We start from the raw sequence: 12,825 nt of genomic DNA, 5'->3' as shown, positions 1-12,825 counted from the left end.
GGTTGCACCCTCTTTGCGTTGTTGCATAGGATTCGCGGCCTGGGTGCAACCTCTTCGAGGCTGTCGCTACATAAAAACAAACGCCAGGGCGCAACAATGAGTGTAAGCAATCCAACCTTGATCACGTTCGTGATCTATATCGCGGCAATGGTGCTGATCGGCTTCATGGCCTATCGCTCTACCAACAACCTTTCCGACTATATTCTTGGCGGTCGCAGCCTCGGCAGCGTGGTTACCGCGCTTTCGGCCGGTGCTTCGGACATGAGTGGCTGGCTGTTGATGGGCCTGCCGGGCGCTATCTACATGTCGGGCCTGTCGGAAAGCTGGATCGCCATCGGCCTGATCATCGGTGCCTATCTGAACTGGCTGTTTGTTGCCGGCCGCCTGCGGGTGCAGACCGAGCACAACGGTGATGCGCTGACCCTGCCGGATTACTTCTCCAGCCGCTTCGAAGATAACAGCGGGCTGCTGCGGATCATCTCCGCCGTGGTGATCCTGGTGTTCTTCACCATCTATTGCGCCTCCGGCATCGTTGCCGGCGCCCGTCTGTTCGAAAGCACCTTCGGCATGTCCTACGAGACAGCGCTGTGGGCTGGTGCGGCGGCAACCATTGCCTACACCTTCGTTGGTGGTTTCCTGGCAGTGAGCTGGACCGACACCGTCCAGGCTACGCTGATGATCTTCGCCCTGATCCTGACCCCGGTTATCGTGTTGATCGCAACCGGCGGTCTTGACACCACCTTCGCTGCCATCGAGCTGAAGGACGCGGGCAACTTCGACATGCTCAAGGGCACCACTTTCATCGGCATTATCTCGCTGATGGGCTGGGGTCTGGGCTACTTCGGACAGCCGCACATCCTGGCGCGCTTCATGGCCGCTGACTCGGTCAAGTCGATCGCCAAGGCCCGTCGCATCTCCATGACCTGGATGATCCTCTGCCTGGTCGGTACTTGCGCTGTGGGCTTCTTCGGTATCGCCTACTTCTCGGCGCACCCTGAAGTCGCAGGCCCGGTCACCGAGAACCACGAGCGTGTGTTCATCGAGCTGGCCAAGATCCTCTTCAACCCATGGATTGCCGGTGTCCTGCTGTCGGCCATCCTGGCGGCTGTCATGAGTACCCTGAGCTGCCAGCTGCTGGTGTGCTCCAGTGCCCTGACCGAAGACTTCTACAAGACCTTCCTGCGCAAGGGTGCCTCGCAGCTGGAGCTGGTCTGGGTCGGTCGCGCCATGGTGCTGCTGGTGGCCGTGGTCGCCATCCTGATCGCCTCCAACCCTGAGAACCGCGTGCTGGGCCTGGTCAGCTACGCCTGGGCCGGCTTCGGTGCTGCCTTCGGTCCGGTGGTACTGATCTCGGTACTGTGGAAAGGCATGACCCGTGACGGCGCACTGGCCGGTATCCTGGTCGGTGCGATCACCGTGGTGGTGTGGAAGCACTTCTCCATCTGGGGCCTGTACGAAATCATCCCGGGCTTCATCCTCGGCGCCCTGGCGATCTACTTCGTCAGCCGGGCCGGCAGCCCGTCGAAGGCGATGGTTTCGCGCTTCGAAGCCGCCGACGAGGCGTTCAAGGCCGGTCATTGATCGACTGTTGAGCTTCGCCTGACCACGGCCCGGCCTCGCAAGAGTCTTGTGGGAGCGGGCCTTGTCCCGCGATCGAGCGCGAAGCGGTCGCAATTCAGGTAGCAGCAGGTGGGCTGGCGGCATTGGTCTCATCGCGGGGCAAGCCCGCTCCCACTGGGCTTGACCCGCGATGGCTGACATCGCGGGTCAAGCCGCATCTGCGCATCGCCGCTCCCCCTGTTGTGCATGACAAGGTAAACTGCGCGGTCTTGCAGGAGTTGCCATGAACTATCGTCACGCCTTCCACGCCGGCAACCACGCCGACGTCTTCAAACACCTTGTGCTGACCCGCCTCATCGCCTTGATGTCGCGCAAGGAGCAGCCGTTTGCCTACCTCGACACCCACGCAGGCTTGGGTCTTTACGACCTGCAGGGCGATCAGGCGACACGTACCGGCGAGTGGCTGGAAGGTATCGGCCGCCTCTGGGGGCGCGACGACCTGCCGGAAATCACCGCGGACTACCTGCGCATCCTGCGCAAGATGAACCCCGATGGCGAGCTGCGCTATTACCCGGGCTCCCCGGAACTGGCCCGACGCCTGGCCCGTCAGCAAGATCGCGTGCTGCTTAACGAGAAACACCCCGAAGACGGTCGCCTGCTCAAAGACAACATGAAGAAGGACCCGCGCGTTGCCGTGCACCTGGGCGAGGGCTGGCATGTGCCGCGGGCCTTGCTGCCGGTGCAGGAAAAGCGTGCGGTGATGCTCATCGACCCGCCGTTCGAGCAGGCCGACGAGCTCAAGCGTTGCACCCAGGCGATGAAAGAGACCATCAGTCGCATGCGCCAGACTGTCGCGGCCATCTGGTACCCGATCAAGGACCAGCGCCAGCTGGTGCGCTTCTACCAGGACCTGACCAGCACCGGCGCGCCTAAACTGCTGCGGGTCGAGCTGTATGTGCACCCGCAGGACAGCCCGCAGGGCCTCAACGGCTCGGGCCTGGCCATCGCCAACCCGCCATGGGGCCTGGAAGAAGAACTGCGCACGCTGTTGCCATGGCTGTCGCAGGTGCTGGCGCAGACTCAGGGCAGCTGGCGGATGGATTGGCTGATCGCCGAATAAGCGCGGCAAGCCCGCTCCCACACTTTGCGTTATAATCCCGCTCTTTGGCTGCCGCTCGGCCCACGTGCCAGCGCGCATATATACAGATTGAAGAGGCTAGACCCTTGGCATTGACGATTCTTGGCCTGTCCGGCGCCCTTAGTCATGACCCTTCCGCGGCCCTGTACATCGACGGCAAGCTGATTGCCGCCGCTGAAGAAGAGCGCTTCGTGCGCGATAAACATGCAAAGAACCGCATGCCCTACGAATCGGCGAAGTTCTGCCTGGAACAGGCCGGTATCAAGCCGTCCGACGTTGATGTGGTGGCGATTCCGTTCGCCCCGATCAGCCTGTTCGGCGAGGCTCGCTGGCACTACGCCAAGCGTTACTGGTACGCCCCGGACCGCGCCCTTGACGCGATCCTGATGGGCAACCGTCGCTACAAGCGTTACCGCAAGAAGATCGTCTGGTGCCTGGAGCAACTGGGCTTCGACCCGAAAAAGGTCAAGATCGAGCCGGTCGAGCACCACCTGGCCCACGCCTCCAGTGCCTACCACTGCTCCGGTTTCAAAGAGAAAACCGCGATCCTCGGTATCGACGGTAAGGGCGAATACGCCACGACCTTCTTTGGCTACGGCGAAAACGGCAAGATCCACAAGATCAAGGAATTCTTCGATCCGGACTCCCTCGGTGGCCTGTACGGCGCGATCACCGAGTTCCTCGGTTTCGAAATGCTCGATGGCGAGTTCAAGGTCATGGGCATGGCGCCTTACGGCGACGCCAGCAAGTACGATTTCTCGCGCCTGGCCTCGTTCGAAAACGGCGAGCTGGTGATCAACACCGACTACGCCAACGTCATCGGCCTGCGTCGTTATAAAGAGAAGGGCAAGGGTTTCTACTTCTCGCCAAAACTGATCGAGTGGCTGGGCCCGAAACGCGAAGGCGACATCGCCGACGAGCCGTACATCCACTACGCCGCGAGCATGCAGGCGCTGTTCGAGAAGCTCGCCCTGCAGATGATCGACCACTACCTGGGCGACATCCTCAAGGAGACCGGCAAACTGGCCTTCGCTGGCGGCTGCGCGCTTAACGTCAAGCTCAACCAGAAGATCATTGCTCGCCCTGACCTCAAGGAACTGTTCGTCCAGCCGGCTTCCGGCGACGCCGGCACCGCGGTCGGAGCTGCTGCTTATGTGTCCCACGCCCGTGGTGTACCGGTTGAGAAGATGGAACACGTCTACCTCGGCCCTGCGTACTCCAACGAAGACGTGATCGCCGCCTGTGCCCGTCATCCGAGCCAGCCAAAATGGCGCAAGCTGGAGAACATGCCCGAGCAGATCGCCAAGATCATGGTCGACGGCAACCCGGTGGCCTGGTTCCAGGGCCGCATGGAGTTCGGCCCGCGTGCCCTCGGCGGTCGTTCGATCATCGGTTGCCCGAGCGTGGAAGGCGTTGCCGACCGCATCAACCACCAGATCAAGTTCCGCGAGCGCTGGAGGCCTTTCTGCCCGTCGATGCTCGACACCGTCGCGCCGCAGATGATCAAGATCGATCACCCGGCGCCGTTCATGACCTTCACCTTCGAAGTGGCTGAAGAGTGGAAGACCCGCGTGCCGGAAGTCGTCCACGAAGACGGCACCTCGCGCGCCCAGGTGCTCAAGCGCGAGTACAACCCGCGCTACTACGACATGATGAAGGCGCTGGAGACCCTGACCGGCAACGGTGTGTCGCTGAATACTTCGCTCAACCGTCGTGGCGAGCCGATGATCTGCTCGCCGACCGATGCGCTGAACATGTTCTTCGGCTCGGACCTGCAGTACCTGATCATGGAAGACATCCTGGTGGTCAAGGACGGCGCGGACACTTATGACGTCCAGGGCTGAAAAACGCGTCCTGCAGTTCTGTCATGGTTATGACGGTCCGTTCCTGGACTGTGCGCGCCAGTACGCCAGCCTGTTCGACGGTAGCGGCTACAAGGTCACGACGGTGTTCCTGACCGGCGCTGCCGACCCTCAGGTTGCGGCCGGCTGCGCCTCGGACGAGGTGATCTTCCTCGAGTTCAGCTCCAAGGCCATTCGTGGCCTTAAGCTGGGGGCGATCCGCGCCTTGCGGCGGATCGTCGCCAGCCGCCAGTTCAGCTTCTGCATCGCGCACCGCTTCAAGCCGATCTATATCGCCTTGCTCGGCAGCAACTTGCCAGTGATCGGCGTGCACCACGCCTTCGGTGACTACCTGCGCCGCAGCCGCCAGCTGTTTGCCAACCTGTTCAGCAAACGCCTGAGCCTGCTCGGTGTTTCTGACGCAGTGCGCGACGACATGCGCAAATGCCTGCGCAAGTGGCCGGCCGAGCGTATCCAGACCCTCTACAACCGCATCGACATCGAGGCGCTGCAGGCCAGCCAGGTGCCCGCCGCGCAGGCGCGCGAGGCGTTGGGCCTGGACCCGCAAGCGTGGATCGTCGGCAACGTCGGCCGCCTGCATCCAGACAAAGACCAGGCCACCTTGCTGCGTGGTTTCGCCCAGGCCTTGCCGCAACTGCCGGCCGGCGCTCGCCTGGCCATTCTTGGCAAGGGTCGCCTGGAGCAGCAACTCAAAGAGCAGGCCGCCGAACTGGGAATCGCCGCGCAGGTGGATTTTCTCGGTCAGGTGCCTGACGCTCGTCGCTACTTTCGTGCTTTTGACGCCTTCGCCTTGAGCTCCGACCATGAGCCGTTCGGCATGGTCCTGCTCGAAGCCATGGTCGCCGGCGTGCCGCTACTGGCTACGGCCTGCGGCGGTGCGGTCGAGGTGGTCGAGGGTGTCGGCATCCTCTTCCCGCTGGGCGACGCCGAGCGTCTTGGGCAAGGTTTGCAGCACCTGGCCGCACTGGATGCCGGGCAGCGCCAGGAGTGCGCCGGGCGCATGCTTGAGCGTTTGCGTGAGCGCTTCTCCGATGCCGCAGTGCGCGAGGCCTTCTGGCAACTGCCGCACGTTCGTGCCCTGACAGCGGAGGCTTGATGCTCAACCATATTCAAGGCTGGCGCGAGCGCGGCTGGACGCAGATCGATGCGCCAACCTACGCCCTGGCCTGGGAAAAGTTTGGCGGCAGTGTCGCCACCCATCCACTGGTTGTTGAGCAGCTGGCTGACCTGGCGCAGATCCCGGTGCGTTACCTGGGCTGGGAGCAAAACGGCGAGCTCAAGGCTGCGATTCCCACCTGGGGTCGCTACCTGGCGCTGTCCAAAGATGTGCTTAAGCGTCAGGGCAAAAAAGGCCTGTACGACCTGGGCAATGCCGAGCTGATCCTGCCCGCCGCTGCCGATGCCCAGGCGCCGCTGCGTCATGCCGGGCGTTATCTGTCCGAGCTCAACCAGGGCCGTTTTGCCAACCTCAAGGCGCAGGCCGAATTGCTGGCCATGGCGCGTACGCCGGAAGACCTGTCGAAGAAGTTTCGCTACAACCAGCGCCGTGAACTGCGCCTGCTGGAAGAGGCGGGCGGCCAGGTGCGGCCGGTCACGGATTTTTCCAGTAGCGAACTTGCGGCGATCTACTGCGACCTGTTCCAGCGCCGCTGGGAGTTTCCGGCTACTGGCGCCGAGCGCATGGCCGAGGTGATCGAGCGCCTGCGCGAGCTGTTGATCGGTTCGGTGCTGTTTCTTGACGATGCGCCGATTGCCATCCAGCTGGTTTATCGGGTCGAAGCGCCAGCGTGGATCAGCGTCGAGTACATCAACGGTGGTGTCGATCCGCAAACCAAGGCTTTCAGCCCCGGTAGCGTGCTGAGCTTCCTCAATACCCAGGCTGCCTGGGAAGATGCCCGTACGCGTAACAAACCCTTGCGGTTCTCCTTCGGCCGTGCCGATCGCGAGTACAAGGACCGTTGGTGCAACCCCGTGCCGGTGTTTCAGGTGTGAGCCGCAAGCAGCAGTTGCTCAAGCGCCACCGGCGCAACAAGCGCCTCGGGCTGCTGATCGGCTTGTTGGTGCTGCTTGCCCTGGGGTTTTTTGTCCAGTGGTGGTTGCCGCTGCTGCTGTTGCCGCTGTTGTGGGTCGCCCACGAGGCGTGGTTTGCCGACCATCTGTTCTACTCTCCGGCTGAAGACTATCAGTATCAGTTCCCGTCAGACTGTGTGGCGCATTCGGTCGGACTGGTCGATGGAATTGTGCGCCTGGAATCGCCGCTGCAGCTTGGTGCTGAGCAGACGGTGATTCTTCAGGTGCACCTGAAAAGCAATTGGCTGGGGCGGTTCCTTGATCCTGCGGTAAGCCTGGGCAGTGACGACGTTCAGACGTTCGAGCGGGGCGTGAACGGCCTGCGTTACCTGAACCTCACCGGGCTGGCCGAGCCGTTGATGGCTGGACAGTTGCGCCTGCGTGGACGCCACTGCCGCCTGGTGGGCGAGGCAACGCTATGGGTTGCGCCACAGGCCGATCTTCGCCAGCGCCGGGTCATGGTCATCGCGCCCCATGCCGATGATGCCGAGCTCGCAGCCTTTGGCTTCTACAGCCAGGCCGAGGAGACCTGGGTGGTGACCTTGACTGCCGGTGAAATCGAAGCCGAACACTACCAGCAAATGGGCCTGGAAAAGGCTGAGGCTGCGCGCCTGAAAGGCCGTTTACGAGCCTGGGACAGCATCGCTGTGCCGCGTTGGGCCGGGGTGCCCGAGTCTCGCTGCGTGCAGCTGGGGTATTTCTGCTTGCAACTCCCGGCCATGCAGGCCGCGCCTGCAGAGCCAATGGCTTCGCGCGAGGCCGGGCTTGCCGATACCCGCCTGTTTCGCCAGTTCAACCCGCTGACCCTGCCGGGTGATGAAGACGGCGCGCCAACCTGGAACAACCTGCTGGCCGATCTGCGTGCACTGTTGCTCAGGGCCCGGCCGCAGGTGCTGGTGATGCCGCACCCGACCCTCGATCCGCACCCTGATCATATCTGCGCCCAAGCTGCTGTGCTCGAAGCGCTGCAAGGCCTTGAGTGGCAGCCTGAAACCCTGCTGTGCTATGCCAATCACCTGCATGACAACGACCGCTGGCCCATGGGTGATAGCGGTGCAGGCATTGCTTTGCCGCCGCAACTGCAAGCAGCCCAGGCCTGGTCTCCCTACTGCCTGGTGCTGGGCCTGCCCGCCCAGCGCGACAAAGCCATGGCCCTGGGCATGATGCACGACCTGCAGCCGCCTGCGCCGTTCAAGCGCCGCCTGCGCCGCCTGCTGCAACGCTGGCTGGCCGGGCGTCGTCCTTCGCCCTATGGCGAGAACGAATTCTTTCGCAAGGCTGTGCGTCGACACGAATTGTTCTGGCGTCGTGAGCTCTGATCACGATGCTACAAGATTGAAAGCTGTGGCCTGAGCGCCGCAAGGAAGACAATGAAAGTTCTATTTCTGGTGCAGAAAGAACAACGGGCGATCCTCGACCGTTTGTATGACGGCGTTGCTGCGCACAGCGACTGCGACCTGCGCTGGCTGAGCAGTGACGAGCAGCGCAACCTGCGCCGCTACTTCCGCCGCGAAGTCGACGTCGACAAGTACGACCGGATCGTGTTTTTCCTGCGCTTCAAGCAAGAGATTCGCCAGGTCGGTTTCATTCGTACGGTGCCCAATCTGGTCATCCTCGAACATGATGCCTACCAGAACTACATCCCCTGCAAGTACACCGGCAAGTTCAGCGCCCATTACCGCCAACTGCCTTGGGCGCGGGTCATCAGTTCCGGTTACATGGTCAGTGAGCGCCTGCGTCAGGAGGGTTTCGATGCCGAGTTCGTACCCAAGGGCTACGACCAGCAGCTGTTGGCCGACCAGGGTCGTGAACGGGATATCGAGCTGGCTTTTGTCGGCAGCACCAACAGCGTTGCCTACAGTGGCCGCAAGGCGTTGCTCGATGAATTGGCGCAGGTGGAAAACCTGCTGGTAACCCGTACCAAGTCCGGTGAAGAGTATTGCGACACGCTCAACCGCATCCGTTTTTTTGTTAGCGCGGATGTCGGCATGGGCGAATACATGATCAAGAATTTCGAGGCGATGGCCTGTGGCTGCGTTTTGCTGGCCTTTGACCAGGGTGAGGCGGAAAATCGCGCCCTGGGTTTGAAAGACATGCATAACGTGGTGCTCTATGACAGCATTGCCCAGTTGCAAGAGAAGCTGAAAGTATTGCGTGCCGACCCCGGGCTGGTCGAGCGTATCGGCAACAACGGCCGTGATCTGGCCGTCTCGCAATTCAGCTTCGCCCAGGTAGGTCGTAGCATCGTGGAAAAAATGCAGCCACCTCTTCGTCCCCGTCCAGCCCTGACCGGCTGGCAACGCTTGCGTTTGAGACTGGGCATATGAGCCGGCTGTCCTGAAACCAGGCAAGTAGTCTCGAACATTTGAATACAGTTTATGGGGAGGGAGTCCGGTGCGATTCTGCCAAGATAGCGACGTAACACTGGTTGTCACCAGTTGCGGACGCTTCGATTTGCTAAAACTTACGCTGGAAAGCTTTGACCGCTTCAATACCGCGCCTATCCGTGAAGTGTTCATCACCGAAGATTCGGGAGATGACGCTGTTCACCAGGCTGTGCCCGAGCATTGGAAGCCGCACTGCAAGGTCTTCGTCAATCGTCCGAAACTGGGTCAGCTGGCCTCGATCGATCTCGCTTACAGCCATGTAAAAACCTCTTACATCTTCCATTGTGAAGATGACTGGGAGTTCTACCGTCCTGGCTTCGTCGAAGACTCGCAAGCGATCCTGGCGGTCAGCCCTGAGCTGCTTCAGGTCTGGTTGCGCAGTTATGTCTATGACCTGAAGTTGCATAGCCCCTACATCCACCTTGGTGAGCGCCAGGTGATTGCCGGTGTGCCCTGCTACCCGTTGTTGTCGGACAAGCCTGAGTGGCAGAGTTTTTCTCTGAATCCGGGGTTGCGCCGTTTGAGCGATTATCAGCGCTGTGCGCCGTTCGCCGCCTATGCTGGTGAAAAGGCACTGTCAAAGCGCTATGCAGAATTGAACCTGACCGGCGTGAGCCTGGAAGGTGATGCCGTGTTGCATACCGGCTTCGGCATGCACGTCAGCCTGCCTGAAGAGCGTCAGCGCAAAGCACGCCGGCGTCAGCGCGAGCGGGTCAAGCTGGCAGCTGCCTTGTTGATCGGTTTGGCAGTGGGAGTGGCTATTGGCTTTCTTGCGAATTGATTCAACTGGCTTGCCAGTGATCCAGTCCGATACAAGGGGTACATCCCCGTGAATATCGTCAACATTATGTGGGCTGGCGGTTCGCCGTATGTCTCGGTGCACAAGGTGCATCAACAAATTCTGTCCCAGGCCGGGCCTGGGGCGAAAATCAGCAGTTGGCTGCTGCAGGGGCAGGGTGCCTGCTATGGCGGTGAGTCAACGCGCGAGTGGCATTTGTCCCATCGCCTGCTCAAGGGGCGGCATGTCTGGCGCGCATTGCGTCCCTGGTTGCGGGGGCGGTTTCGCGATGCGCTGGAACAAGCCAATGCTCAGGTGCTGTTGCTTGACGGGTTGGGCGTGTCGCGCTTGATACTGCCGCTGCTCAAGGTCATGCCGAACTTGCGGGCCACCGTCGTGTTTCATGGCAAGACCCGCCTGCGCCGGGCCGATATTGCCTTGTTGCGCGCTTTTCCTGCCTCTCGGCTGACGTTTGTCGCCGTCTCACAAACCCTTGCCGATGCATTGGCGCAAGACCTCGGGGTGCCGGTGCAGGTGTTGCGTACCGCCCTTGAACCAGATGGCTTTCGTCGCAACTTGCTAGGCCGGCAACAGGCACGTCAGGCGCTGGGGCTCGCGGAGCACGGCGTACGCGTCCTGGGCGCAGTCGGCCGGTTGGTCGATAGCAAGGGTTTTGACTACTTGCTCGATGCCTTTGCCCAGGCTGCTCGGCAGCAAGCTGATCTGCGCCTGGTGATCCTCGGTGAGGGCGGCTTGCGCTCACAGTTGCAGGCGCGGATCCAGGCGCTTGATCTGGCTCAGAAAGTCTCGATGCCAGGGCACTGTGTCGGGCTGGAAAAGCTCTACAGGGCATTTGACTGGCTGTTGATTCCTTCGCACTCCGAAGGGTTGGGCCTGGTGCTGCAAGAGGCGGTAATGGCCGATGTGCCTGTCCTGTGCAGCGAGTTGCCGGTGTTTCGCGAGCAGTTGGGAATCGCAGGCTACTATGCGCCGGCGGGTGATGTCGGCGCCTGGAGCAACGCGATTGCCGCGTGCTCGGATCTTCAGGCAAGCACTGTTGCCAACGCTCAATACCAGGCCCTGCAGCCCGAGCAGGCCTGGCAACGCTTCAGTCAGGCTTCCAGGGCGTTACTGGGCAGGGCCTGAGTTCTTTACGGCAGCAGTGCGCGCTCAAGCTCAGCCAGGGGAAACTGGTCAGCCAACTGTTCCCGGGCAATGTACCGGGCAAAATGTTGCACGTTGCGTCGAATCATTCGGCTGGACAACGGGGCTCGCAGGAAACGCATGTCGGCGACATCGATCAAGCCAAGTTGCTGCTCAGGGGTAACAACAATGTTGCCAAGGTGCAGTGAGCGGAAGTAAATACCCGCCTGATGCAGCTGGCGCACCAGTCCGATCAGATCCGGAAGGCGTTCCTGCCAACTGAAACCGGGCTCGCGAGACAGCTGGCTCAAGGTTTTGCCGGGCAGTGGACGGTACAGTACCGCCGTCATTCCAGGTGCGTCCAGCTTGTAGTACTCCAGCACTTCAAGCGTAGGAATTCCCTTTTTCTTTAGCATCACCGCGTTATCGATAAAGCGTCGGGAGTAAGGTCGCAGCAGCGCAGAAGAAATTAACCGCTTGCGCCTGAAGAGCTTGAGGATATTGCCGTCTGTTAACAGGTAGACTTTAGCGCCGTAGCTGTCGGCCTCCAGTATCTGGGCACCAAGCGTCAGCTGATTGAAGTCGACTTGGGGGAGCCGGGAACATTGCATGGTAGGGGCCTTGTTAGCGGGCAAGCAAAATGACCGGCAATAATGCCGAAAAGTTCAGGGTTGCACCATGCCGGTGTTGTTGAATCAATGGGGAAGTGCATGATGTATTCGAGGCGCTGGGCGCAGGCCTGGCTGGCAATTGGCTTTTTCTGGTTTTTGGTGGGCATTGCCCTGGCGCCAAGCAACAAGCTTTACCAGCAAGGGCTGGTTGCGTTTCTGTGGCTGCCTACGCTGGTCATGCTGTGGTCTGCCCGCGCATTGCTGGTCGAGCTTTGGCATGCACAAAAGGCACAGTGCCTGGCGTTGCTGCTGATGCTCGGCTGGACCGCTTTGAGCTTGTCGTGGGCCGCCACAGAGGAGCCCGGGCGTGAACTCAAGCGCCTGCTGTACATAGCGGTATTCCTGCTGTTCTTCCCCCTGTTGGCCCAACTCGGGGAGCAGCGCATTCGCCTGCTGATGCTTCTGGGTGGGGCGGGGCTGGCTATCGGTGCCGTATTGTCGATCGTGCAGTTTTATCTGGTCCGCGGCGAGGAGTGGGCATCCAGGCTGTATGGCATCGGTGAAATTTCCCACCCAATCCTTGGTTCTTACGTCATCGGCGCAGCGATTGTCTGGATGATCCATTGGCCAGTTAAACAACGCCTGATGCAGTTGCTCTGGGGTGTTGCCCTGCTCTGCCTGGGGGCATTCGTGTTGTTGTGCCAGAGTCGTGGTGCGGCCTTGGGCTTGCTGATCACGATGCTGGCCATGCCGCTCTGGTGCCGTGACCGCAGAAGCCGGGTGATTGCTGCAACAGCGCTGGTAGGCGCTGCCATTGGTTTTGCGCTGTTGTACTCGCTGGTCATGTACCGGGGGGCGTCCTACCGGCCGGAGATCTTCGAGGTAAGCCTGCAGATGATCGGTGAGCATCCCTGGACCGGCCTGGGCCTGGGGTCGTTCTACTCCATCAGCGCCGCCGGTATGCAGTTCGACCACACCCACAACATGTTCACCCACATTGCCATCGAACTGGGTATCCCCGGCATGCTGTTGTGGCTGGCGGTGTGGCTGTGCACTTTGCGCGAAATCTGGAAAACCCGCGATACAACCTTTGGCAAAGGTCTGATGGGCCTGTGGTTGTTCTCGACCCTGGCCATGCAGTTCGACGCCGCAAGCCTGACCGGCACCCCGCGTGCCGAGTGGTTCATCAGCTGGCTGCCGGTCGGCCTGGCCACTGTCCTGGTCTGGGTACGTGCCCGGGCGCCAGGCTGTGATAAAATTTCCGGTTCTATCTGAA

Annotated in this window: 10 protein-coding genes and 2 pseudogenes; 11 read left to right on the top strand and 1 reads right to left on the bottom strand. The window is 61.1% G+C overall.

Features of this window, described 5'->3' with window-relative positions; all coding sequences use genetic code 11:
• Positions 1–96 precede the first annotated feature (96 nt).
• The 10 genes and pseudogenes from putP to BLR26_RS00965 all read left to right on the top strand — a co-directional run bounded on the left by putP (position 97) and on the right by BLR26_RS00965 (position 10,941).
• Complete coding sequence (gene putP / locus BLR26_RS01005) at positions 97–1,581, top strand: sodium/proline symporter PutP (protein WP_045193789.1); 1,485 nt, start codon at positions 97–99, stop codon at positions 1,579–1,581.
• Between the two features lie 262 nt (positions 1,582–1,843).
• Positions 1,844–2,680: a 23S rRNA (adenine(2030)-N(6))-methyltransferase RlmJ gene (locus BLR26_RS01000; protein WP_045193787.1), complete on the top strand. Its 837-nt coding sequence runs from the start codon at positions 1,844–1,846 to the stop codon at positions 2,678–2,680.
• A gap of 104 nt (positions 2,681–2,784) precedes the next feature.
• Positions 2,785–4,542 (top strand): carbamoyltransferase family protein, encoded by a 1,758-nt coding sequence (locus BLR26_RS00995; protein WP_038997493.1) that lies wholly within the window; start codon positions 2,785–2,787, stop codon positions 4,540–4,542.
• On the top strand, positions 4,526–5,656 hold the full coding sequence (locus BLR26_RS00990; RefSeq protein ID WP_093376825.1) for a glycosyltransferase: 1,131 nt from the start codon (positions 4,526–4,528) through the stop codon (positions 5,654–5,656). Before BLR26_RS00995 ends, BLR26_RS00990 begins: the two co-directional genes overlap by 17 nt.
• The gene (locus BLR26_RS00985; protein ID WP_093376821.1) at positions 5,656–6,552 is read left to right on the top strand and encodes an antimicrobial resistance protein Mig-14; all 897 of its coding nucleotides are present in this window, start codon (positions 5,656–5,658) and stop codon (positions 6,550–6,552) included. The genes BLR26_RS00990 and BLR26_RS00985 overlap by 1 nt, the downstream gene beginning before the upstream one ends.
• Positions 6,549–6,756, top strand: a pseudogene (locus BLR26_RS27615) (PIG-L family deacetylase); the annotation flags it as partial. The gene BLR26_RS00985 and the pseudogene BLR26_RS27615, both read left to right, overlap by 4 nt.
• Before the next feature lie 98 nt (positions 6,757–6,854).
• Positions 6,855–7,949 (top strand): annotated as a pseudogene (locus tag BLR26_RS00980) (PIG-L deacetylase family protein); the annotation flags it as partial.
• A 51-nt stretch (positions 7,950–8,000) separates the two neighbouring features.
• Positions 8,001–8,957, top strand: a complete 957-nt coding sequence (locus tag BLR26_RS00975) for a glycosyltransferase family protein (protein WP_045193782.1) — start codon at positions 8,001–8,003, stop codon at positions 8,955–8,957.
• 67 nt (positions 8,958–9,024) lie between these two features.
• The gene (locus tag BLR26_RS00970; protein WP_093376811.1) at positions 9,025–9,798 is read left to right on the top strand and encodes a glycosyltransferase family 2 protein; all 774 of its coding nucleotides are present in this window, start codon (positions 9,025–9,027) and stop codon (positions 9,796–9,798) included.
• Positions 9,799–9,846: 48 nt separating this feature from the next.
• Positions 9,847–10,941: a glycosyltransferase gene (locus BLR26_RS00965; protein WP_093376807.1), complete on the top strand. Its 1,095-nt coding sequence runs from the start codon at positions 9,847–9,849 to the stop codon at positions 10,939–10,941.
• A gap of 5 nt (positions 10,942–10,946) precedes the next feature.
• On the opposite strand, the gene BLR26_RS00960 is transcribed toward BLR26_RS00965, so the two are convergent.
• Complete coding sequence (locus BLR26_RS00960; RefSeq protein ID WP_093376803.1) at positions 10,947–11,549, bottom strand: BUD32 family EKC/KEOPS complex subunit; 603 nt, start codon at positions 11,547–11,549, stop codon at positions 10,947–10,949.
• A 99-nt stretch (positions 11,550–11,648) separates the two neighbouring features.
• On the opposite strand from BLR26_RS00960, the gene BLR26_RS00955 reads away from it, so the two are divergent.
• Positions 11,649–12,824: an O-antigen ligase family protein gene (locus BLR26_RS00955; RefSeq protein WP_093376801.1), complete on the top strand. Its 1,176-nt coding sequence runs from the start codon at positions 11,649–11,651 to the stop codon at positions 12,822–12,824.
• Position 12,825: the final 1 nt, after the last annotated feature.

Source organism: Pseudomonas sp. UC 17F4, from assembly GCF_900101695.1.
Classification (GTDB): domain Bacteria; phylum Pseudomonadota; class Gammaproteobacteria; order Pseudomonadales; family Pseudomonadaceae; genus Aquipseudomonas.
Note: the sequence above shows the minus strand (reverse complement) of the source record. Positions and strands in the feature narration are given on the sequence as shown.